Source organism: Mesorhizobium sp. P2_F5 (assembly GCF_056403715.1).
The window spans coordinates 64,151-89,413 of sequence record NZ_JBFUEY010000019.1 but is presented as its reverse complement, the minus strand read 5'-3'; the positions used below and the strand labels follow the sequence as shown (position 1 = coordinate 89,413).

At 63.5% G+C, this 25,263-nt stretch carries 24 protein-coding genes and 1 pseudogene; 20 read left to right on the top strand and 5 right to left on the bottom strand.

All coding sequences use genetic code 11. The features are described 5' to 3' along the window. Positions 1–10 precede the first annotated feature (10 nt). Positions 11–913: a GntR family transcriptional regulator gene (locus AC1DYO_RS23245; protein WP_477266813.1), complete on the bottom strand. Its 903-nt coding sequence runs from the start codon at positions 911–913 to the stop codon at positions 11–13. 263 nt (positions 914–1,176) lie between these two features. Here AC1DYO_RS23245 and AC1DYO_RS23240 point away from each other — a divergent pair, with 263 nt between their 5' ends. The 6 genes from AC1DYO_RS23240 (at position 1,177) to AC1DYO_RS23215 (ending at position 8,762) form a co-directional block, all read left to right on the top strand. Continuing rightward, complete coding sequence (locus AC1DYO_RS23240; protein WP_477266812.1) at positions 1,177–2,682, top strand: UxaA family hydrolase; 1,506 nt, start codon at positions 1,177–1,179, stop codon at positions 2,680–2,682. Positions 2,683–2,735: 53 nt separating this feature from the next. After that, positions 2,736–3,734, top strand: coding sequence for an aldo/keto reductase (locus AC1DYO_RS23235; protein ID WP_477266811.1), 999 nt, complete (start codon positions 2,736–2,738; stop codon positions 3,732–3,734). A 303-nt stretch (positions 3,735–4,037) separates the two neighbouring features. Then, positions 4,038–5,033, top strand: a complete 996-nt coding sequence (locus tag AC1DYO_RS23230) for a substrate-binding domain-containing protein (RefSeq protein WP_477266810.1) — start codon at positions 4,038–4,040, stop codon at positions 5,031–5,033. A gap of 125 nt (positions 5,034–5,158) precedes the next feature. After that, on the top strand, positions 5,159–6,712 hold the full coding sequence (locus AC1DYO_RS23225) for a sugar ABC transporter ATP-binding protein (RefSeq protein WP_477266809.1): 1,554 nt from the start codon (positions 5,159–5,161) through the stop codon (positions 6,710–6,712). After that, entirely contained in the window at positions 6,709–7,674 is a 966-nt protein-coding gene (locus AC1DYO_RS23220; protein ID WP_477266808.1) for an ABC transporter permease, read from the top strand. Before AC1DYO_RS23225 ends, AC1DYO_RS23220 begins: the two co-directional genes overlap by 4 nt. A 71-nt stretch (positions 7,675–7,745) precedes the next feature. Beyond that, entirely contained in the window at positions 7,746–8,762 is a 1,017-nt protein-coding gene (locus tag AC1DYO_RS23215) for a zinc-binding alcohol dehydrogenase family protein (RefSeq protein ID WP_477266807.1), read from the top strand. Between the two features lie 16 nt (positions 8,763–8,778). Here AC1DYO_RS23215 and phnF read toward each other — a convergent pair whose 3' ends face one another. Continuing rightward, complete coding sequence (gene phnF, locus AC1DYO_RS23210; RefSeq protein ID WP_477266806.1) at positions 8,779–9,528, bottom strand: phosphonate metabolism transcriptional regulator PhnF; 750 nt, start codon at positions 9,526–9,528, stop codon at positions 8,779–8,781. A 119-nt stretch (positions 9,529–9,647) separates the two neighbouring features. Here phnF and phnG point away from each other — a divergent pair, with 119 nt between their 5' ends. The 13 genes and pseudogenes from phnG (at position 9,648) to phnE (AC1DYO_RS23145) (ending at position 20,251) form a co-directional block, all read left to right on the top strand. After that, positions 9,648–10,109 (top strand): phosphonate C-P lyase system protein PhnG, encoded by a 462-nt coding sequence (gene phnG / locus AC1DYO_RS23205; protein WP_477266805.1) that lies wholly within the window; start codon positions 9,648–9,650, stop codon positions 10,107–10,109. Further along, positions 10,109–10,720: a phosphonate C-P lyase system protein PhnH gene (gene phnH / locus AC1DYO_RS23200; RefSeq protein WP_477266804.1), complete on the top strand. Its 612-nt coding sequence runs from the start codon at positions 10,109–10,111 to the stop codon at positions 10,718–10,720. Before phnG ends, phnH begins: the two co-directional genes overlap by 1 nt. A gap of 1 nt (position 10,721) precedes the next feature. Then, on the top strand, positions 10,722–11,834 hold the full coding sequence (locus AC1DYO_RS23195; protein WP_477266803.1) for a carbon-phosphorus lyase complex subunit: 1,113 nt from the start codon (positions 10,722–10,724) through the stop codon (positions 11,832–11,834). Then, entirely contained in the window at positions 11,831–12,100 is a 270-nt protein-coding gene (locus AC1DYO_RS23190) for a hypothetical protein (RefSeq protein WP_477266802.1), read from the top strand. The genes AC1DYO_RS23195 and AC1DYO_RS23190 overlap by 4 nt, the downstream gene beginning before the upstream one ends. A gap of 5 nt (positions 12,101–12,105) precedes the next feature. Further along, a complete protein-coding gene (locus AC1DYO_RS23185) occupies positions 12,106–13,005 on the top strand; it encodes an alpha-D-ribose 1-methylphosphonate 5-phosphate C-P-lyase PhnJ (RefSeq protein ID WP_477266801.1) in 900 nt (299 codons plus the stop codon). Continuing rightward, positions 13,002–13,778 (top strand): phosphonate C-P lyase system protein PhnK, encoded by a 777-nt coding sequence (gene phnK, locus AC1DYO_RS23180; RefSeq protein WP_477266800.1) that lies wholly within the window; start codon positions 13,002–13,004, stop codon positions 13,776–13,778. Before AC1DYO_RS23185 ends, phnK begins: the two co-directional genes overlap by 4 nt. A gap of 2 nt (positions 13,779–13,780) precedes the next feature. Continuing rightward, a complete protein-coding gene (gene phnL, locus AC1DYO_RS23175) occupies positions 13,781–14,488 on the top strand; it encodes a phosphonate C-P lyase system protein PhnL (RefSeq protein WP_477266799.1) in 708 nt (235 codons plus the stop codon). Then, complete coding sequence (locus AC1DYO_RS23170; RefSeq protein ID WP_477266798.1) at positions 14,485–15,102, top strand: DapH/DapD/GlmU-related protein; 618 nt, start codon at positions 14,485–14,487, stop codon at positions 15,100–15,102. The genes phnL and AC1DYO_RS23170 overlap by 4 nt, the downstream gene beginning before the upstream one ends. A gap of 88 nt (positions 15,103–15,190) precedes the next feature. After that, a complete protein-coding gene (locus AC1DYO_RS23165; RefSeq protein ID WP_477266797.1) occupies positions 15,191–15,907 on the top strand; it encodes a DUF1868 domain-containing protein in 717 nt (238 codons plus the stop codon). A gap of 109 nt (positions 15,908–16,016) precedes the next feature. Beyond that, a pseudogene (gene phnC / locus AC1DYO_RS23160) lies at positions 16,017–16,873 on the top strand (phosphonate ABC transporter ATP-binding protein). Between the two features lie 86 nt (positions 16,874–16,959). Then, a complete protein-coding gene (phnD, locus tag AC1DYO_RS23155; RefSeq protein WP_477266796.1) occupies positions 16,960–17,868 on the top strand; it encodes a phosphonate ABC transporter substrate-binding protein in 909 nt (302 codons plus the stop codon). A 56-nt stretch (positions 17,869–17,924) separates the two neighbouring features. Then, a complete protein-coding gene (gene phnE / locus AC1DYO_RS23150) occupies positions 17,925–18,884 on the top strand; it encodes a phosphonate ABC transporter, permease protein PhnE (RefSeq protein ID WP_477266795.1) in 960 nt (319 codons plus the stop codon). An 8-nt stretch (positions 18,885–18,892) separates the two neighbouring features. Beyond that, the gene (gene phnE, locus AC1DYO_RS23145) at positions 18,893–20,251 is read left to right on the top strand and encodes a phosphonate ABC transporter, permease protein PhnE (RefSeq protein WP_477266928.1); all 1,359 of its coding nucleotides are present in this window, start codon (positions 18,893–18,895) and stop codon (positions 20,249–20,251) included. 215 nt (positions 20,252–20,466) lie between these two features. Here the strand turns inward: phnE (AC1DYO_RS23145) and AC1DYO_RS23140 are convergent, their stop codons facing one another. The 3 genes from AC1DYO_RS23140 to AC1DYO_RS23130 form a co-directional block, all read right to left on the bottom strand. Continuing rightward, entirely contained in the window at positions 20,467–21,318 is an 852-nt protein-coding gene (locus AC1DYO_RS23140) for a sugar phosphate isomerase/epimerase family protein (RefSeq protein ID WP_477266927.1), read from the bottom strand. 215 nt (positions 21,319–21,533) lie between these two features. Then, the gene (locus AC1DYO_RS23135) at positions 21,534–22,721 is read right to left on the bottom strand and encodes a Gfo/Idh/MocA family protein (protein ID WP_477266794.1); all 1,188 of its coding nucleotides are present in this window, start codon (positions 22,719–22,721) and stop codon (positions 21,534–21,536) included. A gap of 148 nt (positions 22,722–22,869) precedes the next feature. Continuing rightward, a complete protein-coding gene (locus tag AC1DYO_RS23130) occupies positions 22,870–23,925 on the bottom strand; it encodes a sugar phosphate isomerase/epimerase family protein (RefSeq protein WP_477266793.1) in 1,056 nt (351 codons plus the stop codon). Between the two features lie 401 nt (positions 23,926–24,326). On the opposite strand from AC1DYO_RS23130, the gene AC1DYO_RS23125 reads away from it, so the two are divergent. After that, a complete protein-coding gene (locus AC1DYO_RS23125) occupies positions 24,327–25,214 on the top strand; it encodes a sugar phosphate isomerase/epimerase family protein (RefSeq protein ID WP_477266792.1) in 888 nt (295 codons plus the stop codon). Positions 25,215–25,263: the final 49 nt, after the last annotated feature.

The window sequence follows — 25,263 nt, the reverse complement described above, 5'->3', positions numbered from 1 at the left end:
ACGCGGCGCGTCAGGAAATTATGCGGTTGCCGGTTTCGGGGATCGAGGTCAGCAGCGTGTTGCGCGCCGACTTCAGATGCTTGCGGCAGGCAGCGTCGACCTTGCCGAGATCGCGCGACTTCAGCGCCGCGATATAAGCGAGATGCTCAGCCACCGCGACTTCGTTGCGTTCGCGCTCCTGCGCCTTGTTCCACTGGTAGTGGTAGTGGAAGATCATGGCGATGACGTCGTAGAAATCGACGATGAAGCGGTTGTGCGACGCCCGGTGGATCAGCCGGTGAAAGCGCTCGTCGAGCTCCGAGAATTCGTTGAAGCGGGTGGCGATCTCGCTGGCCAGAAGCCGGTGCTCGTCCTCCAGGCGGTCGAGATCGGCCCATACCGGGCTGTCCTGCGGCAAGGTGGCAAAGGCCGCAGCCGAGCGCAGTTCGAACATCTCGCGGATTTCGGTGAGTTCGAGCGCAAAGGCGCGGGTAAAACCCTTCAGCACCCAGTGGCTGTTGCGCCGCTTCTCGATCAGGCCGAAGCGGGAGAACCGGATCAGGAATTCGCGCACGCTGGTGGTGCCGACGCCGATCTCGCGCGCCAGTTCGAGCTCGTTGATCTGCATACCAGCCTCGGCGCCGCCGGCGAGCAGCCTGCGCATGAACGAGCGTTCGATGATCTGCGCCAGCGTGTCGGTCTCCTCCTCGGGGAAGAAATCGTCCGGCTTCGGCGCCCTGAGCACTGTCTTGCTGCGTTTGTTCCAGGCGATCAGCCCGGTCTCTTCCATGCGCGCCAGGATGGTGCGCACCGTGGTGCGGCTGACACCGAGCAGAGTGCCCAGCTCCGGCTCGGACGGCAGGCTCTGCGTTTCACCGAGCAGCCGCAGGCCCCTGTTGTAAGCGTCCTTGTAGACGTTGTTGCTCTTCGACATCCCTGCCCCGTTGCGCGCCGGCGCTTGCTGTGGCTGGCTTGAAGCGCGATATCACAGATGTTTCCTAGCGCATGACCCGGCAAAGCAAAACGCTTTCCCGTGTCGGACGCGGCTCCCTACAACCCACGCTTCCATCGGATGCATGGTCTCCTCCTGAAAAAACAATTGACGCACAAATGTTTTTTCCCGATAAAAGACATTATATGTAAACAGACGCGTGTCAATCCGCGCATCCCCCCAGGAACAGACCCAGGAAACTGCCCGTGAACGCCTCGAACAGCATTCTTCTGTCTCCCGCCGACAATGTCGCGGTCGCCAATGGCCGCATCGAGATCGGCACCGCTCTCCCCGGCGGCGCCGTCGCCACGGCCTTGATCGAGCCCGGCCACAAGGTGGCGATCAAGCCTATCGCCGCCGGCGAGGCGGTGGTCAAGTATGCCCAGGCGATCGGCCGCGCCACGCAGGACATCGCTCCCGGCGACCACGTCCATTCGCACAATCTGGTTTTCGAGTCCGGCCGCCTGCCGGTGGTGCCGCCGAGCGAGGCCGAGCACGCGACGGAGGCCGATCGCGCCCGCACGTTCATGGGCTACCGTCGCGCCGATGGGCGCGCCGGCACCCGCAACTTCATCGGCATCATCGCCAGCGTCAATTGCTCGGCCACCGTCTGCCATGCCATCGCCGACGAGGCTAACCGCACGTTGCTGCCAAAATATCCGGGGATCGACGGTTTCGTGCCGATCGTCCATGGCCAGGGCTGCGGCATGAGCAGCACCGGCGACGGCATGATGGTGCTGCACCGGACGCTCGCCGGCTACACCCGCCATCCAAATTTCGGCGGCGCGCTGATGGTCGGCCTCGGCTGCGAGGTCAACCAGCTCACTCTCTACGGTCAGAAGGGTGCGGCTGCAGGAAAACGCCATTTCAACATCCAGGACGCCGGCGGTTCGCGCAAATCGGTGGAAAAGGCGATGGGCGTGCTGGCTGAAATCGCCGAGGAAGTCGGCACGTTGCAGCGTGAGCCGATCCCGGTCTCAGAGATCGTCGTCGGCCTGCAATGCGGCGGTTCCGACGGCATGTCGGGCATCACTGCCAATCCAGCACTTGGTGCGGCCGTCGATATCCTGGCCGGCGTCGGCGGCATCGGCATCCTGTCCGAAACGACGGAGATCTATGGCGCCGAGCATCTGCTCGCCTATCGCGCGGCAACGCCCGAGATCGCCAAGAAGCTCGATGGTTTCGTCAAGTGGTGGGAGGACCATGTCGCCAAGCATGGCGCTTCGATCGACAACAACCCTTCACCCGGCAACAAGCGCGGCGGCCTGACCACCATTCTGGAGAAGTCGCTGGGCGCCGTAGCCAAGGGTGGCCAGACGCCGCTCAACGGCGTCTTCGGCTATGCCGAGAAAGTCACCGGCAGCGGCCTGGTGTTCATGGACACGCCCGGCTACGACCCGGTCTCGGCGACCGGCCAGGTGGCGGGCGGCGCCAACATCATCGTCTTCACCACCGGCCGCGGCTCCTGCTTCGGCTGCCGGCCGACGCCATCGATCAAGGTCGCCACCAACTCGACCATGTATCACCAGATGGAAGAGGACATGGACGTCAACTGCGGCGTCATCGCCTCGGGCGAGAAGACCATCGCCGGCATGGGCCGCGAACTGTTCGAGCTGATCGTCGAGACCGCGTCGGGCCGCAAGACCAAGAGCGAGGCGTTCGGCTACGGCGACAACGAGTTCGTGCCGTGGCATCTCGGCGCGACACTCTAAAACACTGACGAAAAACACGGGCTGCAAAGACGGCTCGCTACGGGAGGCTTTGGATGAACAAACGCCGCATCGGCACGACTGCGCTCGAGGTCACCGAGATAAGCTTCGGCGGGGCGGCGATCGGCGGGCTCTACCGGGCCTGTCCGCGCGAGGCGGCGATGGAGACGCTGCAGACCGCCTGGGAGGCCGGCCTGCGCTATTTCGACACCGCGCCCTTCTATGGCTTCGGCCTGTCGGAGCGGCGGACCGGCGATTTCCTGCGCTACAAGCCGCGAGATTCTTACGTGCTGTCAACCAAGGTCGGACGGCTGTTCCGTCCGGTGCCGGAAGACCAGGTTCCCGATCATTCCTATGTCGACCCGCTGCCTTTCGCGCTCGACTACGACTATTCCTATGACGGCATCATGCGCTCGGTCGAGTTTTCCTATGCGCGGCTCGGGCTAAACCGGATAGACATCCTGTTTGTTCACGACATCGGCACCTACACGCATGGTGTCGAGAAGACGAAGCTGCACTTTCGCCAGCTGATGGATGGCGGTCTGAAGGCGCTGGACGAGCTGAAATCGTCGGGCATCATTTCCGCCTACGGGCTCGGCGTCAACGAGGTGCAAATCTGCCTCGACGTACTGCGCGAAGCGCCACTCGACTGCATCCTGCTCGCCAGCCGCTACTCGCTGCTCGACCGCTCGGCCGAGGCTGAACTTTTGCCGCTCTGCCGGCAGCGCCAGACCTCGCTGATTATCGGCGGCGTCTTCAATTCCGGCATCCTGGCGACGGGGCCGGTGCATGGCGCGCATTTCGACTATGTGCCGGCGACACCAGACATACTCGAACGCGTCGGCGCGATGGAGAAAATCGCTGATGAAGGCGGCTATCCGCTGGCGGCGGCGGCGTTGCAGTTTCCCCTGCACGAGCCTGTCGTGGCCAGCGTGCTGACCGGTACTGCCAAGCCTGCCAACCTGACACGCAATCTCGACCTGTTCGACGTCAAGGTGCCGCAAACGGAATTCGCGAAATATGCTCCCTACACCATCGTGCAGGAGATCGGCTGACGGAACGCCACGATCACGTCATCCTCAAGAAAGAATGAATATTCCATATTGACTCGATGATGGAATTAATATTCCATAGTCATCAAGGAGGATCGGAAGCGTCTGGACGTGGCATTGAGGATCGGCATGGAGGCTTCTCCCCCGAGCCATGCGCAGGCCGATATGAAACACCGCTTGCGTCGACTGCATCGATGCACTATCAAAAAGCGTCAACTGTTTTTTATTGATAAAGTTCTGTTTGGGCCGCGCCTATCCGAATGGAGCTTCCGTAACCTTCACCGGGCGATCTAGGGAGGATTCCTAATGAAATTCGTGACCAGCATTCTCAACCGCCGCTCACTTGTGGCGCTCGCTGCCGCCTCGATGCTTGCCGGCGCGCTGCACACGGCGCCGGCTTCGGCGGCCGATGTGACCATTCCGATCATCGTCAAGGACACCACGTCCTTCTACTGGCAGATCGTTCTGGCCGGCGCCCGCAAGGCCGGCAAGGATCTCGGCGTCAATGTGCCGGAACTCGGCGCCCAGGCCGAGACTGACGTCAACGGCCAGATCTCGATCCTCGAGAACGCCGTSGCCGGCAACCCGGCCGCCGTCGTCATCGCGCCGACCGAAGCCAAGGCGCTCGGCAAGCCGATCGACGAGGCAGCAAGCAAGGTCAAGGTCATCGGCATCGACTCCGGCGCCGACTCCAAGGCCTTCACCTCGTTCCTCACCACCGACAACGTCCAGGGCGGCCGCGTCGCCGCTGACGGTCTCGCCGCGGCGATCGGCGAGGCGAACGGCGGCAAGGTCGAGGGCAAGGTTGCCCTGATCACCGCGCTTCCCGGCGCTGGCTCGCTCGAGCAGCGCGCGCAGGGTTTCAAGGAACAGCTCAAGGCGAAATATCCGGGCCTTGAACTGGTCGCCGACAAATATGCCGACGGCCAGGCCACGACCGGCCTCAACATCGCGACCGACCTGATCACTGCCAACCCCGACCTGAAGGGCATCTTCGCGTCCAACCTGATCATGGCGCAGGGCGTCGGCCAAGCGATCGCCGAGAACAACCTTGCCGGCAAGGTCGGTCTGATCGGTTTCGACAGCGACGAGAAGCTCATCAAGTTCCTCAATGACGGCGTCATTTCCGGCCTCGTCGTCCAGGACCCGTACCGGATGGGCTATGACGGCATCAAGACCGCGCTCGCCGCCTCGAAGGGCGAGAAGGTCGAAGCCAATGTCGACACCGGCGCCAACCTGGTCACCAAGGCCAACATGAAAGAGCCCAAGATCGACGCGCTGCTCAATCCGAAGCTCGACTGAGCATCGCCACAGGCGCATCGTCTCCGGGGCCTCTTGCCCCGGAGACACCCCGCATCCCGATCTATCGTGATGCGACAGGCTCTGGTCTACGTGCCCAATCGCAGGACCAATCTGGGAGGATTGTCATGACGTCCACGGCGCAGGAACTGCACCCGGCCCCGACCTTGGAGCCCGGCAGGACGATCCTCGAACTCAAGGGGCTGGAGAAGCGATATCCCGGCACCCACGCGCTGAAGCCGGTGAACCTTGCCTTCAAGTCCGGCGAGATTCACGCCATCGTCGGCGAAAACGGCGCCGGCAAGTCTACCCTGATCAAGCTTCTGACCGGTGTCATGCCGCGCACCTCCGGCGACGTCATCTGGGAGGGCAAGCCCGCAGCGCTGGCCACCCCGCACGAAGCGATGGCGCTCGGCATCAATGCCGTGCACCAGGAGGTCGTGCTCTGCCGCCACCTGACGGTCGCGGCCAACATGTTCCTCGGCGAGGAGAACTCGCGCTATGGCATCCTGCAGCAGCGCGCCATGGTCAAGGACGCGCAAAAGATCATCGACGATCTCGGCTTCGACCTGCCGGCGCATGTCGTTCTCGGCGATCTCACCATCGGCCAGCAGCAACTGATCGCCGCCGCCCGCGCCACGGTGCGGGGCACTAAATTCCTGATCTTCGACGAGCCGACCGCCTATCTCACCCGCAAGGAGGCCGACCAGCTGTTCAAGCTGATCCGCCGGCTGAAGGGCGAAGGCGTCACCATCATCTACATCAGCCACCGCATGGAAGAGGTGTTCGAGCTCGCCGACCGTGTCTCGGTGCTGCGCGACGGCACGCTTGTCGGTACAAGGAATATCGCTGAGACCAACGACGCCGAGTTGGTCAAGATGATGATCAACCGCTCGATCGAGCAGGTCTACCACAAGGAGCATTTTACCCCGGGTGCGGTGATCGTCGAAGCGAAGAACCTGTCGGGCAAAGGCTTCGAGAACGTCTCGGTCTCGGTGCGCGCTGGCGAGATCGTCGGGCTCTACGGCCTGATCGGCGCCGGGCGCAGCGAATTCGTCACCACGCTCTATGGCCGTCATCGCAAGTCGGCCGGCCAGATCCTGTGGGAAGGCAAGCCGGTCCAGGTCAATTCCGAGCACGACGCAATCAGGCTCGGAATGGCGCTGGCGCCAGAGAGCCGACGCGACCAGGGTCTGTGCCTCAATCTGCCGGTCGGCCTCAACCTCAATCTGCCGATCTACAAGCGCATTTCCAGCAACATGCTGATCTCGGGCGCGAAGGAAAAGGCCGAGGCGGATCGCCAGATAGCCGGCCTCAGGATCAAGACGCCGACGCGCGGCGCGCTTGCCTCCAGCCTGTCCGGCGGCAACCAGCAGAAGATCGTCATCGGCAAATGGCTGGCGCATGGCGCCAAGCTGTTCATCTTCGACGAACCGACGGTCGGCGTCGATGTCGGCACCAAGGCCGAGATCTACCGCCTGTTCGGTGCGCTTCTGTCGAAAGGCGCCGGCATCATCCTGATCTCGTCCTATTTGCCGGAGGTCTATGAACTCTCCGACACGCTGCACGTCTTCCGGCGTGGCAAGCTGGTCGCCACGCACGGGTTCCGCACCGCCGACCATGAAGAAATTCTCACGCAGGCGCTCGCCGAGAAACAAGAAAAGCTGGGAGGACAGACATGAGCACCGAAGCAGCAGCTGCCGAAAAACCGAAACGCAATTACAATGCCCTGTTCGGGCTGACGCTGCTGGCGCTGCTGGTCGTGTTGTGGGTCATCCTGTCGGTGTCGACGCAGAGCTTTGCCTCGGGCAACAACATCTCGAACCTTTTGCGCCAGGGCTCGATGATCGCCATCCTGGCGGTCGGCCAGACCTTCGTCATCATCACCGGCGGCATTGACCTGTCCGTCGGCGCCGTGGTCGGCTTCGCCACCGTCATCGCCGCCATGCTGATCAATGCCGGCGTACCGGTCTTCCTCGCCATCCTGCTCACGCTGCTCGTCGGCGTCGCCATCGGCCTGTTCCATGGCTTCGGCATCGTCAAGATGGGCCTGCCGCCCTTCATCATCACGTTGGCGACGCTGACCTCGTTGCGCGGCATCGGCCTGCTGATGACCAACGGCAACTCGATCTCGATCAACAATGACGCCTTCCAGGAGTTTTCGCGCAACTCCTTCATCGGTGTCCCCAATCTGTTCTGGATGGTGATCCTGGTCGGCATCCCGGCCTATATCTTCCTGCATCACAGCCGCTGGGGCCGCTATCTCTTCTCGGTCGGCTCCAACGCCGAGGCTTCACGTCTGTCCGGCGTCAATGTCCAGCGCACCATCTACATGGCCTACACGCTGTCTGGTCTGTGCGCCGCCTTCGTCGGCGTGCTCTTGGCCTCGCGCATCGGCATCGGCAATCCGACCCAGGCCGAGGGCTGGGAGTTGCAGGCGATCGCCTCCTCCGTCATCGGCGGCACCTCGCTGTTCGGCGCCGTCGGCTCGGTGCATGGCCCGCTGCTCGGCGCCTTCATCCTCGCCACCATCAACAACGGCGCCAACCTGCTCAACGTCAACGCCTTCTGGCAGCGCATCATCACCGGCGTTCTGATCATCGTCATTGTCTACTTCGACGGCCTGCGCCGCCGCGGCAAATGAATCCTCCCTGACCCTCTGCGCCGGTCCGCTCAACCAACGGACCGGCACCTTTTTAACAACGGAATTACTCAATGAAAGCCGCCGTCTGCCGCTCGCCCGGTGACCTTGTCCTGGAAGACCGCGCCGCACCCGGCGCTCCCCCTGCCGGCTGGGCACTGGTCGCGGTCAGCCATGTCGGCATCTGCGGCACCGACTATCATATCTTCGAGGGCAAGCATCCGTTCCTCGCCTACCCCCGCATCATGGGCCATGAAGTGTCGGGCACCGTCATCGAGACCGGCGAAGGCGTCGACCTTGCCATTGGCGAGCCCGTCATCATCAACCCCTATCTCGCTTGCGGCAAATGCATCGCCTGCCGGCACGGCAAGCCGAATTGCTGCGTAAGGATCGAAGTGCTCGGCGTGCATCGCGACGGCGCCATGGCCGAGCAGATCCTGGTGCCGGCGCAGAATCTTTATCCGGCAAACGGCCTGTCGCTGGCCGATGCCGCGGCGGTGGAGTTTCTGGCCATTGGCGCGCATGCCGTGCGCCGCGCCCGCGCTGAACCAGGTGCCCGCACACTGGTCATCGGCGCCGGGCCGATCGGGCTTGGCACAGCGCTGTTTGCCCGCATCGCCGGGCTCGATGTCAGCCTGCTCGACATGAGCACGGAGCGGCTGGATTTTGCCAAAGGCGAACTCGGCTTCGCCACACTCGACGGCTCGCAAAAGGCGGCAGCCGAGCTGGTGCGCGATGCTACCGGCGGGGAAGGTTTCGATGTCGTCTTCGACGCCACCGGCAACACCGCCTCGGTGCAGTCTGCCTTCGCCCATGTCGCCCATGGCGGCACATTGGTGCTGGTCAGCGTCGTCAAGGACGACATCGTCTTTTCCGATCCCGAATTCCATAAGCGCGAAATGACCCTGATCGGCAGTCGCAATGCGCTCAAGGCCGACTTCGACCACGTCGCCGCCTCGATCCGCAACGGCGCGGTGCCGCTGGCCAAACTCGTCACCCACCGCACGACACTGGCCAGCACGCCTGATGATCTCGCCCGCTGGGCGCATGAGAAATCCGGGTTGATCAAGGCGGTGATTGAGATTGCCTAAGGCGCCGGCAGGCGGCTTACAGGGCTGACAGCTTTAGCTCCACCCGTTCCGCCGGAAACCGCGTTTCGGCGAACTGGATCGGCTGCCCGTCCGGCGTAACGTTGATGGCGACCGCGACCAGCACGATGGCGCCGGGCTGCAGGTCGAGGTCGGCGAGATCGGCGGCATCGGCGTGGCGCGCCGACAGCACCGTCGATTGCCTGAGATAATCGTCGATACCGAACCGCTTAAGCGAGGCGGTGATCGAACCGGTCTCCGCCATCACAGCATCGATGCCGGCGAAACGCTTGGCCTCGTACCAGCTGGCAGCCCGCGACACCGGGCGTCCATCGGCCTCGCCGCGCGTCTCCAGCCGGATCACTTCAGTACCCCTGGCAAGGCCCAGCCCTTCGGCGACACGCTGGCTGGCCGGCTCAACCACTGATGTGAGCAGCACGATGTGCCGTTCCGATGTCTGCCCCTGAAGGCCTGTCGAAAACCGCGTCCGGGCGCCGATCGGATAGGACAGCCGCTTGCGCGACAACACGAAAGTGCCGCGCCCCTGTTCGGCTCTGAGCACCCCCTCCTGCACGAGAGCCGCAATGGCGCTGCGCACCGTGTGGCGGTTGACGCCGTAGCGTTCGGCCAGCGCCACTTCCGGCGGCAGGGCGGCGTTCTCGGCAAAATCGCCTGCCGCGATCGAATGCAGGATCTGGTCGGCGATCTGCCGCCACAACGAGACACCGCTGCGGCGTTCGATGCTGCTCGCGCTCTTTTGACCGACCATTTTCGTTCCCCGTCCCGCCCCTGTCATCCACCCGTCATGGACACGGGTTAGATAATAGGTATAATTTGTATAGTTGTCTATATCACTAGACAAATTTTACGCACTCAGGGAGTTGCTCCATGCGAGGACAGGAAGCCCGCGACCAGGCTGAGCGCAAAGCCGTGATGGCGACGCTGGCGCAGGCCAGCGGCGACGACATCGCCCGGCTCTGGAACGAGGCCGGCCTGACCTCTGAAGCCGAGCTCTTGCGCGGGCCGGAAACCGGCCTGGTCACCGTGCGCGGCCGGATCGGCGGCGGCGGCGCGCCCTTCAATGTCGGCGAGGCCACGGTCACCCGCGCCACCGTTCGGCTGCCATCCGGACAGGTTGGCCACAGCTACACGCTCGGCCGTGACCGGAAGAAGGCGAAGCTGGCGGCAATCGCCGACGCGCTCTGGCAGGACCCGGCGCAACGCCAGACCGTCGAGACCGCGCTGGTCGCGCCATTGCGGGCTGCCCAAGGCGAGGCGCGCGAAAAACGCCGCGCCGAGACGGCGGCAACGAAAGTGGATTTCTTCACCATGGTGCGCGGAGAAGACTGATGGACATCGCAGCCCAATCGATCGACGGCGGTTTCGCCGATCCGGTGTTCAACGCCCAGACGGTCTTCCGCGCCATCATGGACGCCATGGCGCGGCCGGGCAGTGTGCAGGCCCTGCCGGCCTTCGCCCGCCCGCCGGCGCCACTGTCGGCAACCGCCGGCGCCATCGCGCTTTCGCTGTGCGACCACGACACGCCGCTCTGGCTCGACCCTGCTTTGCAGACGTCGGCCGCGGTAAAAGCCTGGCTCGGCTTCCACGCCGGCGCGCCGCTCGCCAACACGCCTGCCGATGCGCATTTCGCCGTGATCGCCAACCCGGCGGAGATGGCGGCCCTCGACGGTTTTTCGCAAGGCACGCAGGACTATCCCGATCGGTCGACGACGCTGATCCTGCAGGTCGGCGATCTCGTCTCCGGCGCGCCGCTGCTGCTCGAAGGTCCCGGCATCGAAACCTCTGCCACCATCGCGCCGGCGCAGATGCCGCGCCATTTCGTCGAGCAGTGGAAGCAGAATATCAGCCGCTTTCCACGCGGCGTCGACATCATCCTGGCAGCGCCCGACGGCATCGCCTGCCTGCCACGCACAACGCGCATCAAGACGATGGAGGCGTAAAATGTATGTCGCGGTAAAAGGTGGCGAGGCCGCTATTCGTAATGCCCACAGCCTGCTCGCCGACCGCCGGCGCGGCGACCGTTCAGTGCCGGCACTTCGCCTCGACCAGATCGTCGAGCAGTTGGCGCTCGGCGTCGACCGGGTGATGAGCGAAGGCTCGCTCTATGACCGGGAGCTGGCCGCGCTCGCCATCGTCCAGGCGCGCGGCGACATGATCGAGGCGATCTTCCTGGTGCGTGCCTACCGCACCACGCTGCCGCGCTTCGGCTACAGCAATCCCATCGACACCGGCGCGATGCTGGTCGAGCGGCGTGTGTCGGCGACCTATAAGGACCTGCCCGGCGGCCAGTTGCTTGGGCCCACCTTCGACTACACGCACCGGCTGCTCGATCCCGCGCTCGCTGCAGGCGCCGACGTCGCCGAACCGTTGCAGCGCGAGACGGAAGCGCAGGCTATGCCGCGCGTCTCGGCGATCCTTGCCCGCGAAGGCCTGATTGAGCCGGACGGCGAGATGCCGCAGGACCATGTTCCCGGCGACATCACCCGCGAACCCTTGGAATTCCCGATGGCGCGCGACATCCGCCTGCAGGCGCTGTCACGCGGCGACGAGGGTTTTCTGCTGGCGCTCGGCTACTCGACGCAGCGCGGCTATGCCCGCAACCATCCGTTCGTCGGCGAGGTCCGCATCGGCGAGGTCGAGCTGGAGCTCGACGTGCCGGAACTGCCTTTCGCTGTGCCGCTCGGCAGCGTTCGCGTCACCGAGTGCCAGATGGTCAACCAGTTCAAGGGCTCGGCCAAGGCGCCGCCGCAATTCACCCGCGGCTATGGCCTGGTGTTCGGCCAGAGCGAGCGCAAGGCGATGGCCATGGCGCTCTGCGACCGCGCGCTGCGCGCTACCGAACTGGGAGAGGATGTCGTCGCCGCCGTGCAGGACGAGGAGTTTGTCATCTCGCACTCGGACAATGTCCAGGCGACCGGCTTCGTCGAGCATCTGAAGCTGCCGCATTATGTCGACTTCCAGGCCGAACTCGACCTCGTGCGCCGCATGCGCGCGGAACACGACGCGCGCGAAAATACCGACGTGCTGGAAGACAAGAAGGAGGCCGCGGAATGAGCCTAGTCGCCCGACCCACCGTGACCGCCGCCGCTATCATGGGAATGGCCGCCATACCCGCCACTGTAGTTGTCGCTACCGCCGATGTTCTCGCCATGCGCGCCCTCCCTCGGGGCAGGCAGAACCATCCTTCGAAGAAGAAAAGCGACCACGCCGACGAATGCCAGCAGCAGAATTCCAAGATGCATCCAACCGGTTTGGGTCATCCGATTTCGCCCTTGTTTGCGCGTCCTGGACGCCAGTTCGATAGCACAATGTGGATGTGATCGCCATGACCGACATCGCCACCTACAACTTCGCCTATCTCGACGAGCAGACCAAAAGGATGATCCGCCGGGCGATCCTCAAGGGCATCGCTATTCCCGGCTATCAGGTGCCGTTCGCGTCGCGTGAAATGCCGATGCCCTATGGCTGGGGCACTGGCGGCGTGCAGGTCACCGCCTCGATCATCGGGCCCGACGATGTGCTGAAGGTCATCGACCAGGGCGCCGATGACACCACCAACGCCGTTTCGATCCGCGCTTTCTTCAAGAAGGTCGCCAATGTCGCCGTCACCACCGACACGGCAACCGCCTCGATCATCCAGACCCGCCACCGCATCCCCGAACATCCGCTGAGCGCCGGCCAAATTCTGGTCTATCAGGTGCCGATCCCGGAACCCTTGCGCTTCCTCGAACCGCGCGAGACCGAAACGCGAAAAATGCATGCGCTGGAGGAATATGGCCTGATGCATGTGAAGCTCTATGAAGACATCGCCAAACACGGCCGTATCGCCACCACCTATGCCTATCCGGTGAAAGTCGAGGGCCGCTATGTGATGGACCCCTCGCCGACGCCGAAATTCGACAATCCGAAGATGCACCGCTCGCCAGCTTTGCAGCTGTTCGGCGCCGGACGCGAAAAGCGCATTTACGCCGTGCCGCCCTTCACCGATGTCGTCAGCCTCGACTTCGAGGACCATCCGTTCGAGGTGCAGACCTTCGACCAGCCCTGCGCGCTGTGCGCGGCCGAGAATGTCTATCTCGACGAGGTCATCCTCGACGACCATGGCGGCCACATGTTCGTCTGCTCCGACACCGATCATTGCGAGAAGCGGCGTGCCGATGGCCATCGCGGCCATCTTGCCCCCGAAACCCATCCTGTCTCCGAAAAAATGGAGCCGGCGCAATGACCGACGAACCGCTGTTGCGCGTCTCAGCACTGTCCAAATTCTACGGCTCGCGCGTCGGCTGCGAGAACGTCACCTTCGACCTCTGGCCGGGTGAAGTCCTGGCCGTCGTCGGCGAATCCGGCTCCGGCAAGACGACGCTGCTCAACTGCCTGTCGACGCGGCTCTTGCCTTCCTCCGGCACCGCCAGCTACCGGCTGCGCGACGGCCAGTTCCGCGAGCTCTACCGGATGAGCGAGGCCGAGCGCCGCTTCCTGATGCGCACCGACTGGGGCTTTGTCCACCAGAACCCGGCCGACGGCTTGCGCATGACGGTGTCTGCCGGTGCCAATGTCGGCGAGCGGCTAATGGCCGTCGGCGACCGCCACTATGGCAAGATCCGCGCCACCGCTGTTGACTGGCTGTCACGAGTCGAGATCGACGAAGACCGCATCGACGACGAGCCGCGCGCTTTTTCCGGCGGCATGCGTCAGCGCCTGCAGATCGCCCGCAACCTCGTCACCGGTCCGCGCCTGGTGTTCATGGACGAGCCGACAGGCGGCCTCGACGTCTCGGTGCAGGCGCGCCTGCTCGACCTATTGCGCGGGCTGGTCACCGATCTCGGCCTCGCGGCCATCGTCGTCACCCACGACCTCGCGGTGGCGCGGCTTCTGTCGCAGCGCATGATGGTGATGAAGGACGGCCGCGTGGTCGAAAGCGGTCTCACCGACCGCGTCCTCGACGATCCGCGTGCGCCTTACACGCAGTTGCTTGTTTCTTCGATTCTTCAGGTCTGACCATGCCCACGCCCCTCGTTGTCTCCGACGTCGCCAAAAGCTTCACCATGCATCTGCGCGACGGCGTTAAGCTGCCGGTCGTCGCCGGCGTCTCGTTCTCGATCCGGGCCGGCGAATGCGCCGTGCTCGGCGGCCCCTCCGGCGCAGGCAAGAGCTCCATCCTGAAAATGCTCTACGGCAACTATGCCGTCGACGAAGGCCAGATCATCGTTCAGCATGAGGGCGGCCTGATCGATCTCGCCAATGCCAGCCCGCGCACGGTGCTGGCCGTGCGCCGCCAGACGATCGGCTATGTCAGCCAGTTCCTGCGCACCGTGCCGCGCGTTTCGGCGCTGGACGTCGTCGCCGAGCCGCTGGTCGAACGCGGCGAGGACCGCGAGAGCGCGCGGGAGAAAGCGTGCGCCCTGCTTGCGCAGCTCAACCTGCCGGAAAAACTCTGGGCGCTGCCTCCGGCGACATTCTCCGGCGGCGAACAGCAGCGCGTCAACATCGCGCGCGGCTTCATCACCGAGCATCCCGTCCTGCTGCTCGACGAGCCGACCGCTTCGCTCGACGCCAAAAACCGCGATGTCGTGGTTGCGCTCATCGCCAGCAAGAAGGCGGCCGGCGTCGCCTTGCTCGGCATCTTCCATGACCTGGATGTGCGTGACGCCGTCGCCGACCGCATCATCGACGTCACCTCCTTCGCCGCCGGAAAAATCGCCGCATGAGCAGGAAATTATCGGAGGCGCCGTTCGTCCATGAGACGGCGCAGGTCGAGAATTCGACATTGGGGCGCTGGACCGAGATCGCCGACCGCAGCCGGGTCTCCGAGAGCATCCTCGGCGACTATTCCTACATGATGCAGGACTGCGCCGTCTGGTGCGCGACGATCGGCAAGTTCGCCAACATCGCAGCCGCCGTGCGCATCAACGCCACAAACCATCCGACATGGCGGCCGACGCTGCACCACTTCACCTACCGCGCCTCGGATTATTGGGACGACGCCGAGCATGAGAGCGAATTCTTCGCCCAGCGCCGTGCCAAACGCGTCACCATCGGCCACGACACCTGGCTTGGCCACGGCTCGACCATCCTGCCCGGCGTGACTGTCGGCGATGGCGCCGCGGTCGGCGCAGGTGCGGTGGTGTCGAAGGATGTCGCGCCCTACACCATCGTCGGCGGCGTGCCGGCAAAACCGATCCGCGAACGCTTCGACCGCCGCACCGCCGAACGCTACCAGGCGCTTGCCTGGTGGGACTGGGGCCACACCAGGCTGCGCGCCGCGCTCGATGATTTTCGCGAGCTAGAGGCTGAGGCTTTCCTGGAAAAATACGGCGGATAGCCCATCACATCATCGTCATAAGATCGGCCCGATTCACATCCTTGACACATGACTCGGACACGAGGCCATCTCCCCACAGGAGATCGCAATGCCTCAATCCATCAGACCCTCGCTCGCCGGCTTTTTCGAAGGCACCAACCCCAAGCCACCTGTGCATCTCGGCACGCGATACGACACAGCGGGCAATTTCCTGCTCGAGCCCGGCAACACGGTCGTCAGCCATCTCGTGAGCGGGTCGCCTTCCGAGGCGGTGGTGATCGAGGTGCGCGAGCGCATGCGCGCCATGCCGGATGCCGACCGGCTGGCCTTCACGCCGATCTCCAGCCTGCACATGACGTTGTTTCAGGGCATCATCGAATACCGTCGCCGGCTGCCCTACTGGCCGCAGGACGTGCCGCTCGACACCAGCGTCGACGACATGACCAGCCTCTATCTGGAGCGGCTCAAGGGCTTTGAGGGCCGCGGTGCGTTCAACATCAAGGTGCTTGAGGTCGTGCCGACCGGCCTCACCGTTGCCGGTGCCACTGAGCAAGACAGGCGCGCCATGAGCGCCTGGCGCGATACGCTATCGGTGCCGTTCGGTTACCGCCACCCCGACCACGATAGCTACATCTTTCACATCACCTTCGCCTACCAGATCCAGCGTCTTCCCGATGACCGGGCTGCCGCATGGCGGGACTTCTTCGACGACAGTCTGGCGCTCTTCGAACAGCAGGCTCCGGTGATCGAAATCAAGCCGCCAGCCTTCTGCAGCTTCAACGACATGAACCATTTCGAAGAGCTGCTGGTCCTGGGTCGCTCATAACTCACAGCTGTGGAGCGTAACAAAACTGACATGCTGGCGACACGGCAGGTTCATGTGGCTGCGCTAGGCGAAAGCCTGACGATCAATATGGTCCGCACTGGAACCTGCCATGTCAGCAAGCTCTGCCACTCTCGAAATCCGCGGCGTCTCCCGCCGATTTGGCAAGAACACCGCCGTCAGCGCCATCGACCTGTCGATCCCGCAGGGCCAGATGGTCGGCATCATCGGCCGTTCCGGCGCCGGCAAGTCCACCCTTCTTCGTATGATCAATCGTCTCATCGACCCCAGCCAGGGGTCGATTTTTTTTGACGGCGCCGAAGTCTCGCGGCTGCGCGGCTCGCCGTTGCGGCGCTGGCAGCGCGACTGCGCCATGATCTTCCAGCAGTTCAACCTGGTGCCGCGCCTTGATGTGCTGACCAACGTTCTGCTCGGCCGGCTCAATCATCGCTCGACCTTCTCCAACCTGCTCGGCATGTTCACCCGTGCCGAATGCGCCGAGGCGGTCGCCGCGCTCGAGCGCCTCGACATCGCCCGCACGGCACTGCAGCCGGCCGGCACGTTGTCCGGCGGCCAGCAGCAGCGCGTTGCGATTGCCCGCGCCATGATGCAGCAGCCCAAGGTGCTGCTCGCCGACGAGCCGATCGCCTCACTCGACCCGCTCAACGCCAAGGTGGTGATGGACTCGCTGCAGGATATCAATCTGCGCGAAGGCATCACCGTCGTCACCAATCTGCACACGCTTGACACCGCCCGCACCTATTGCAACCGCATCATCGGCATGGCCGCCGGCAAAATCGTCTTCGACGGCCCGCCGGAAGCGCTCAACCGTGAAGCCGTGCGCCAGGTCTATGGCGCCGACGCCAATGGCGCTGAATCTCCGAGGCCATCACCTCGACCAGCATCGCCTACAAGCAAAAGATCGAAGCATCCGCCAGCCCGCTCGAACCCGCTTTCCCGGGATACTGAGCGGCTGGGATCGCCAGCCCGCGTCAAGGGCACCTTCAAATCAAGAACGCTGCCGGCGCGGGGCCGGAACCTACAGGAGAGATAAAATGTTCAGGAAGATGGTATTCGGCGCCGTATCGGTGCTCGCCATGGCAACCAGCATGGCTCACGCGGCCGACCTCAAGGAATTCCGCGTCGGCATCCTCGGCGGTGAAAACGAAACCGACCGTCTGCGCAACTACCAGTGCCTGGCCGACCACCTGAAGACTGAATTCGGCTTCGAAAAGGTCTCGCTGTTCCCGGCCGCCGACTATGACGGCGTTATCCAGGGCCTGCTCGGCGGTACGCTCGACTTCGCCGAACTCGGCGCTTCCGGCTACGCCAGCGTCTACATCAAGGACCCAAAGGCGGTCACCCCGATCCTCACCACCCAGCAGACCGACGGCGCCACCGGCTACTATTCGATCGGCCTGGCGCTCAAGTCCTCGGGCATCACCGACATCAAGTCGGCCAAGGGCAAGAAGCTCGGCTATGCCGATCCGGATTCGACCTCGGGCTACCTGATCCCGCTGACCCAGATCCCGAAGGACACTGGCGCCTCGAACGAAACCTTCTTCGCTTCGACCCAGTTCAATGGCGGCCATGAGAACAACGTTCTTGCCGTCCGCGACGGCAAGGTCGACGTGGCGGTGGACGATTCCTCGGGCATCGGCGACTTCAAGAACGGCTACACCTCCGGCACCTTCCACAAGGAAGTCGCCAAGGGCGCCGTCGACCCCAACGACTTCGTCGAAGTCTGGCGCTCGGGCCTGATCCCGAACGGCCCGCTGGTAGTGCGCACCGCGCTCGGTGACGACATGACCGCCAAGCTGACCGCCTTCTTCACCGACCTGCCGAAGAAGGACAAGGCCTGCTTCGAAGGCGTCGAAGGTGGCGACTTCACCGGCTACGTTCCCGTCAAGCCTGACTTCTACAGCGTCATCGTCGAAGCCCGTAAGGCAGCCATCGGCGGCTAACGGCGAAATCGAAAAGGGCGGTGTTCTAAAACACCGCCCTTTTTGCATCTCCGATCATGACCCTTTCCGTGACAGCGCCCTCCGGCGTCACCCACCAGATGGCCGATGCCTGGCGACGCCAGACATCGTTGCGTCGGCTCTATACCGTGCTCGGCATCAGCCTGCTGCTTGCCGCCATGTTTTCCAGCATGTGGTTCGCCGACGAGGCCAATGCCGGCCACTTTTTCGACCGGCTGCCGCACATCCTCGATTTCCTCAGCTGGCTGGTCCCCAAGGACTGGAACGATGTCTGGCGGGCGCTGTTCGACATCGCCTCGCCGCATGACACCGGCACCCAGGAATTCAACTTTCCGCTCGGCCGCGTCTATATCTGGGGCGGCTTCTACATCCCTGAATATTTCGAGCTGATGCTGACCACGGTCAACGTGGCGTTGGTCTCGACCTTCATCGGCTTCATCTTCGCCGTGCCGTTTTCCTTCATCGCCGCGCGCAATTTGACGCCGCATCCGGCGTTGCGGCTCGTCGTCAAGCGCTTCATGGAGCTGCTGCGCGCCTTTCCGGAGATCGTCATTGCCGGCCTGTTCGCGGCCATCGTGTCGACCGGCCCGATCGCCGCCATCATCGCCATCGGTCTGCATTCGATCGGCGCGCTGGGCAAGCTGTTCTACGAGATCAACGAGAACATCGACATGCGCGCCGAGGAAGGCCTGAAGGCCGTCGGCGCCAACTGGTTCGAGCGCGTGCGTTTCGCCGACCTGCCGCAGGTGCTGCCCAATTTCCTGTCCTACACACTGCTGCGCGTCGAGATCAACGTGCGAGCTTCGACCATCATCGGCGCCGTCGGCGGCGGCGGCATCGGCGAGGAACTGAAGCTCTCGATTTCACGCGGCTTCGGCGCCAAGACCCTGGCGCTGGTGCTGCTCTTGTTCACGACCATCTTCATCATCGACCAGTTCTCCGCCTGGCTGCGCCGCAAGCTGGTGGGTGAGCAGGCCTTTTTGATGGGCGGAGCGTGACCATGGCCATGACTGTGGATGAGATCAAAGCCATCGAGGAGCGCTTTCCGCACGTGTTCCATCGCCCGTTCCTCCAGCGCTTCTGGCCGCTGTTCCTGGTTGCCGGCACCGTGCTTTACCTCATCTATGCCTTGTGGTTCTTCAGCCTGCCGCAGGTGCTGAGGGAATCGCATTGGGAGCGTCTGCCGCTCTTCCTGTCGCAATGGATCAGCTACGATCTGCAGCCGGAATTCCGCCTCGACCAGCCCGAGATCACGCCGAAATACCCGCGCTTTTCCGCCCTCGGCGACAACCCCAATCCCGACTGGGTGGTCAGGAACGCCGACGGCACCTTCACCGTGCTGATCGACGGCCAGGCCAAGTCCGTCACCTTCGACAAGACCAAGGCGACGATTGTCGCCAATGGCGAAACGGTGCCTGTCGCCCTGACCAGCGGCAAGCCGGTGATATCAGGTCCGGTGCCCGACTGGATCACCGCGCATGACGACGAGGTCGTCGCCAAGATAGGCTTTGTCGGCGAGGTGCGCGTCACCGTCGACCGCGTGAAGGTCCGCAAGCGTTTCCTCGGCTGGGCGAATTTCGTCTTCGACACGCGCTCGCCCTTCTTCGGCAAATCGACCGGTGAAGTGATCTCGCTGATCTGGTCCGGACCGGAACTGAAACCCGGCACCTCGAACCTGGCGTTGGCCGGCGACAACATCTGGAACAACGCGCAGTGGCAGCATGGCGACGTCTGGACGAAGCTGCTGCAGACCATCGTCATGGCGTTTCTCGGCACCTTGCTCGGCGCCTTCGTCGCCTTTCCGCTCGCCTTCTTCGCCGCCCGCAACATCACGCCGAGCGGCCTGCTCAGCCAGGTGCTCAAGCGCTTCTTCGACTTCATGCGCTCGGTCGACATGCTGATCTGGGCGCTGTTCTTCACCCGCGCCTTCGGCCCCGGACCGCTGGCTGGCAGCGCCGCGATCTTCTTTACCGAGATCGGCACGCTCGGCAAAACCTATTCGGAAAGCCTGGAGAACATCGACGACAAGCCGCGCGAAGGCATCAAGTCGACCGGCGCCAACGGCTTGCTGGTGCAGCGTTATGGCGTGATGCCTGAAGTCATCCCGGTCTTCATCAGCCAGACGCTCTACCAGTGGGAATCCAACACGCGTGGCGCCACCATCATCGGCGCCGTCGGCGCCGGCGGCATCGGCCTGAAGCTGTGGGAAGCGATGCGCACCAATTCCAACTGGGCCAACGTCTTCTACATGGTGCTGTTGACGCTGTTCGTCGTGTTCGTGTTCGACAACATCTCGAATTTCCTGCGCCGGAGGTTGAGCCGGACGATCCATGATTACAACAGGATCCAGGCCGAGCAGGGGTGACGCTGCGAGACGCCGGCGGGACAGCGCCCCCCTCTGCCCTGCCGGGCATCTCCCCCACTTGGGGGGAGATTGGCCGTCACCTTAGCCTTCGCCAATCTCCAGCGTCGCAGGAATAAGCGGCGCGCCCGACCTGCCAATCTCCCCCCTCGTGGGGGAGATGTCCGGCAGGACAGAGGGGGGCGCGAAGGATCGCAAGCGCTTGTCGGACGACGCCCCTACGCCGCCTTCTTCCACCCATCCCTGATATGCCTATACCCCTCCCGATACACCGCCTCCGGCGTCTCTGAAAAATCCCGCCACACCTTGGTCGCCGCCGCCAGATCCTTCAGCGAGCGCCCAAACGCCTCGATGGTCAGCCAGTCGTCATAGCCGCTCTTGCGGATCGCCGAAAAAGTCTCCTTCCACGGAATGTTGCCGCGCCCCGGCACGCCACGGTCATTCTCCGAAATGTGGATATGGACGACATTCCGTCGGTGCTTGGTATAGGCGCCGATCGGGTCGGCCTCCTCGATATTGGCGTGGAAGGTGTCGTACATCGCCTTGATGTGCGGCCTGTCGATGGCGTCGATGTGCTCGGACAGGTCGGCCATCGTGTTGAGCAGATAGCATTCGAAGCGGTTGAGCGCCTCCAGCCCGATGGTGACGCCCCGCTTGCCGGCATGATCGCCGATGGCGCGCTGCGAGGCGATTGAGCGCTTCTTTTCGGCGGCGGTCGGCCCACTGCCGGAGAAGGCGCCGAGCGTCGAATGCAACGGACCGCTCAGCCTATCCGCGCCCAATGCCACGCTGCAGTCGATCGCCCATTTCATGTAGTCGATGCCGGCCTTGCGGGTCGCCGCATCCGGCGAGATCAGATTCATCGCCGGATCGCCCATCGCCGTGACAGCCGTGCGCTCCAGCCCGATGCTGTCGAGCAGCTCGCCAAGCCTCTTGTAGTCGTCAGGCGCACCGGCAAAGACCGGTATCTCGACGCCATCGAAGCCTGTCGCCTTGATGTCCCTGAGCAGCGCCTCGTGCTTTTTCGAGACGTTGGTCGTCCACAAGAACATGCACATGCCGATTTTCATCGACATTCCCTCCCCATTTGACGGCGCGCCGGTCTTCTTTCGCCAGCTTCGCGCCATGCCCCCTCATCCGGCCGCTTCGCGGCCACCTTCTCCCCGTTGGGGAGAAGAGACTTTGCGTCGGCGCCAACACCTCCTCTCCCCTCGGGGAGAGGTCGGATTGCCCCGAATTGTCTTCCGCAATTCGGCTGGCAATCCGGGTGAGGGGGAGACGCCGCCTAAAGCTTCGTCCACGCCCCGTTCTTCTTCGACGACTTCACGCAAGCCTCGATAAAGGCCATGCCTTCGACGCCGTCCTGGATGGTCGGGAACACAACCTCCTTGCCCGGCTTGCCACCCTTCTTGCGGGCCGCACGGATCGCCCGCGCGGCCTCCTGATAAATGTTGGCGAAGCCTTCGAGATAGCCTTCGGGATGGCCCGAGGGGACGCGGCTGACACGGCCGGCGACCGGCAGCGCGCCGGCGCCATTGCGGGTGAGCAGCTGCTTGGGTTGGCCGAACGGCGTGTACCAGAGATAGTTCGGGTCGGCCTGCACCCATTCCAGCCCGCCCTTGGAGCCATAGATGCGCAACTTCAGCCCGTTCTCATGGCCGGGCGCCACCTGGCTCGCCCAGATCATGCCCTTGGCCGGATGCGTCTTGCCGACCGGCTTGAAGCGCAGCATGACGTTGACGTTGTCGTCGAGCTGCCGCCCGGGCACGAAGGCATCGAGATCGGCCGACAGCGAATCGAGCTCCAGACCGGAGACGAAGCGCGCGAGATTGTAGGCATGCGTGCCGATGTCGCCGAGCGCACCGCCGGCACCCGCCTGCTTGGGGTCGGAGCGCCACGCCGCCTGCTTCTGGCCGGTGGCGGCAAGATCCTCGGTCAGCCAGTCCTGCGGATACTCCGACTGCACGATGCGGATGTCGCCAAGCTGGCCCTTGGCCACCATCTCGCGCGCCTGGCGGATCATCGGATAGGCGGTGTAGTTGTGCGTCAGCACGAACACCTTGCCCGTCTTTTCGACCACTGCCGCGAGCTTCTTGGCCTCGGCCAAAGTCGTAGCCAGCGGCTTGTCGCAGATGACGTGGATGCCGGCCTCGAGAAACGCCTTGGCCGCCGGCACATGCACATTGTTGGGGGTGACGATGGCCACTGCCTCGATGCCGTCCGGACGCTTGGCCTCGGCCTTGGCCATCTCGGCATAAGACGCATAGCTGCGCGCTGGATCGAGCCCGAGCTCGGCGGCGGACGCTTTGGCGCGTTCGGCATTGGCCGACAGCGCGCCGGCCACCAGCACGAAGTCATTGTCCATGCGCGCCGCGATCCGGTGCACCGCGCCGATGAAGGCACCCTGGCCGCCACCGACCATGCCATAGCGGATCGGGCCGCCTCCCGCTTCCGACTTCGATGCGCCGACCATTTTTCTCTCCTCGTTGTTCACCTCCCCCTTGAGGGGAGGTCGATCCGCACAGCGGATCGGGTGGGGTCGTTGAAAAGTAGAGCCCAGTACGAACCGACCCCACCCGGCCCTTCGGGCCACCCTCCCCTCGAGGGGGAGGGAAATCGCGCTAGATTCCCATCATCGCACGCAGCATCTTCTTGTCCGTCGTGCCGCCGGCGAAATCGTCGAATGCCTTTTCCGTCACCCTTATGATGTGGTGCTGAATGAAGGGCGCGCCTTCAGCCGCGCCGTCCTCCGGATGCTTGAGGCAGCATTCCCATTCCAGCACCGCCCAGGAATCATAGCCATACTGGGTGAGCTTGGAGAAAATGCCGCCAAAGTCGACCTGCCCGTCGCCCAGCGAGCGGAACCGCCCGGCGCGATTGGTCCAGCTCTGGTAGCCGGAATAGACGCCTTGCCGTCCCGTCGGATTGAACTCGGCGTCCTTGGCGTGAAACGCCTTGATCCGCTCGTGATAGATGTCGATGAATTCGAGATAGTCGAGTTGCTGCAAGAGGAAATGCGACGGGTCGTAATTGATGTTGCAGCGCTTGTGACCGCCAACCGCGTCGAGGAACATTTCAAAGGTGGCGCCGTCGAAGATGTCTTCGCCCGGATGGATCTCATAGCCAACATCGACGCCGTTCTCGTCATAGACGTCGAGGATCGGCTTCCAGCGTTTGCCGAGTTCGGCAAACGCCTCTTCGATCAAGCCGGCCGGCCGCTGCGGCCAGGGATAAAGGTAAGGGAAGGCCAACGCCCCGGAAAACGTCACCGAGGCCTTGAGGCCCAGATTCTTCGACGCCTTGGCGCCGAACTTCATCTGTTCGACTGCCCATTTCTGCCGTGCCTTCGGGTTGTTGTGTACTGACGCCGGGGCAAAACCGTCGAACTGCCCATCATAGGCTGGATGCACCGCCACCAACTGCCCCTGAAGATGCGTCGACAGTTCGGTGATCTCGACGCCGGCATCGGCGCAGATGCCCTTCACCTCGTCGCAATAGGCCTTGGAAGACGCCGCTTTCTCGAGGTCGAACAGGCGTGCGTCCCAGGTCGGGATCTGTACGCCCTTGTAGCCGAGGCCGGCCGCCCATTTGGTGATCGAGGCCAGCGAATTGAACGGCGCGGCATCGCCCGCGAACTGCGCCAGAAACAGCCCCGGACCTTTCATTGTCGACGGCATCGGCATCCTCCCAATTCATTTTTCCAAGGACCAAGCATAGCGCCTGATGAAAGCAGGGCCAGCCTCTTTGGTCTTTTGTGATGTCCATTCTCGTATTGCCATTCTGGTATTACCAAATACCGGAAATGGGTCAAGCCATTTGACTCGCGAGCGCAGCAGGCCGCGCACCCTAGAATGCGGAACATATGCAAGCATAATCAACACAGTAAATGGATGCCGCGATCGCACAGAGGCAGTTCTTGCCGCGCGAAGAAAATTGCTGTAGACCTCCATTCAGGCCCAATTGGTCGAACCAGTTTGCGTAAAAATGCTGGAGCGCCTTGGGGAGGAATCATGAGACGCGCTTCGCTGAGGCGCATCGCAGGCGAACTGGCACAGACGAATTCTGGGAAGGATAGACCATGCATCTTTCAACGCACAACTGGATGCGCGCGGAGCCGTTGGAGGTGACGCTGAAGCGCATCAAGAAATTCGGCTACGAGTCGATCGAGATTTCCGGCGAGCCCGAGCAATACAAGACCAAGGAGACCCGCGCGCTGCTGAAAGAACACGGCATACGCTGCTGGGGCGCGGTGACGCTGATGCTTGGCGAACGCAACCTAGCCGCCAGGGATCAGGGTCAGCGCGAGCGCTCGGTGCAGTACGTCAAGGACGTGCTGACCATGATCAGCGAACTCGACGGCGAGATCATCACGCTGGTGCCCGCCACCGTCGGCAAGGTGGTGCCTGACGGCACCGAGGAAGAGGAGTGGAAGTGGGTGGTCGACGCCACTCGCGAGTGCTTCACTCATGCCAAGAAGGTCGGCGTCAAGATCGCGGTCGAGCCGCTCAACCGCTTCGAGACCTATCTGTTCAACCGCGGCGCGCAGGCGCTGGCGCTCGCCGATGCGGTCAGCCCCGAATGCGGCGTCTGCCTCGACGCCTACCACATCCACATGGAAGAATTTAACGTCCATGACGCCATCCGCCAGGTCGGCAAACGCCTGTTCGATTTTCACGTCGCCGACAACAACCGCTTTGCCGCCGGCCTCGGCCAGATCGACTGGCCACGGATCGTGCAGACACTGAGGGAAGTCGGCTATGATGGCGCGCTGACCAACGAGTTCGTCGCGCCCGTCGACCGCACGCCGGCCGCGCCCTATCCCGACATGGTCGAGCGCCATCCGGTCGACATCTCGCCCGAACAGCTGAAGTTCATTCAGGATCACGGCTCCAGCGTGCTGACGGAGAAATTCTACACTGACCAGATGCGCATCACCGCCGAAACAATATTGCCGCTGATCAAGTAGCCGATCCGATTTGGAATGCGCCCTTCCGCCTGCCGGCGGTGGGGCCGGG

Excerpts from the sequence above, each read along its gene's own strand:
- AC1DYO_RS23195 (WP_477266803.1), top strand. The coding sequence starts at position 10,722 with ATGTATGTCGCGGTAAAAGGTGGCGAGGCCGCTATTCGTAATGCCCAC.
- AC1DYO_RS23170 (WP_477266798.1), top strand. The coding sequence starts at position 14,485 with ATGAGCAGGAAATTATCGGAGGCGCCGTTCGTCCATGAGACGGCGCAG.
- AC1DYO_RS23125 (WP_477266792.1), top strand. The coding sequence starts at position 24,327 with ATGCATCTTTCAACGCACAACTGGATGCGCGCGGAGCCGTTGGAGGTG.
- AC1DYO_RS23220 (WP_477266808.1), top strand. The coding sequence starts at position 6,709 with ATGAGCACCGAAGCAGCAGCTGCCGAAAAACCGAAACGCAATTACAAT.
- phnE (WP_477266795.1), top strand. The coding sequence starts at position 17,925 with ATGACCCTTTCCGTGACAGCGCCCTCCGGCGTCACCCACCAGATGGCC.
- phnD (WP_477266796.1), top strand. The coding sequence starts at position 16,960 with ATGTTCAGGAAGATGGTATTCGGCGCCGTATCGGTGCTCGCCATGGCA.
- AC1DYO_RS23185 (WP_477266801.1), top strand. The coding sequence starts at position 12,106 with ATGACCGACATCGCCACCTACAACTTCGCCTATCTCGACGAGCAGACC.
- phnG (WP_477266805.1), top strand. The coding sequence starts at position 9,648 with ATGCGAGGACAGGAAGCCCGCGACCAGGCTGAGCGCAAAGCCGTGATG.
- AC1DYO_RS23140 (WP_477266927.1), bottom strand. The coding sequence starts at position 21,318 with ATGAAAATCGGCATGTGCATGTTCTTGTGGACGACCAACGTCTCGAAA.
- phnH (WP_477266804.1), top strand. The coding sequence starts at position 10,109 with ATGGACATCGCAGCCCAATCGATCGACGGCGGTTTCGCCGATCCGGTG.
- phnL (WP_477266799.1), top strand. The coding sequence starts at position 13,781 with ATGCCCACGCCCCTCGTTGTCTCCGACGTCGCCAAAAGCTTCACCATG.
- AC1DYO_RS23130 (WP_477266793.1), bottom strand. The coding sequence starts at position 23,925 with ATGCCGTCGACAATGAAAGGTCCGGGGCTGTTTCTGGCGCAGTTCGCG.
- AC1DYO_RS23225 (WP_477266809.1), top strand. The coding sequence starts at position 5,159 with ATGACGTCCACGGCGCAGGAACTGCACCCGGCCCCGACCTTGGAGCCC.
- AC1DYO_RS23135 (WP_477266794.1), bottom strand. The coding sequence starts at position 22,721 with ATGGTCGGCGCATCGAAGTCGGAAGCGGGAGGCGGCCCGATCCGCTAT.
- AC1DYO_RS23215 (WP_477266807.1), top strand. The coding sequence starts at position 7,746 with ATGAAAGCCGCCGTCTGCCGCTCGCCCGGTGACCTTGTCCTGGAAGAC.
- AC1DYO_RS23235 (WP_477266811.1), top strand. The coding sequence starts at position 2,736 with ATGAACAAACGCCGCATCGGCACGACTGCGCTCGAGGTCACCGAGATA.
- phnE (WP_477266928.1), top strand. The coding sequence starts at position 18,893 with ATGACTGTGGATGAGATCAAAGCCATCGAGGAGCGCTTTCCGCACGTG.
- phnK (WP_477266800.1), top strand. The coding sequence starts at position 13,002 with ATGACCGACGAACCGCTGTTGCGCGTCTCAGCACTGTCCAAATTCTAC.
- AC1DYO_RS23165 (WP_477266797.1), top strand. The coding sequence starts at position 15,191 with ATGCCTCAATCCATCAGACCCTCGCTCGCCGGCTTTTTCGAAGGCACC.
- AC1DYO_RS23245 (WP_477266813.1), bottom strand. The coding sequence starts at position 913 with ATGTCGAAGAGCAACAACGTCTACAAGGACGCTTACAACAGGGGCCTG.
- AC1DYO_RS23190 (WP_477266802.1), top strand. The coding sequence starts at position 11,831 with ATGAGCCTAGTCGCCCGACCCACCGTGACCGCCGCCGCTATCATGGGA.
- phnF (WP_477266806.1), bottom strand. The coding sequence starts at position 9,528 with ATGGTCGGTCAAAAGAGCGCGAGCAGCATCGAACGCCGCAGCGGTGTC.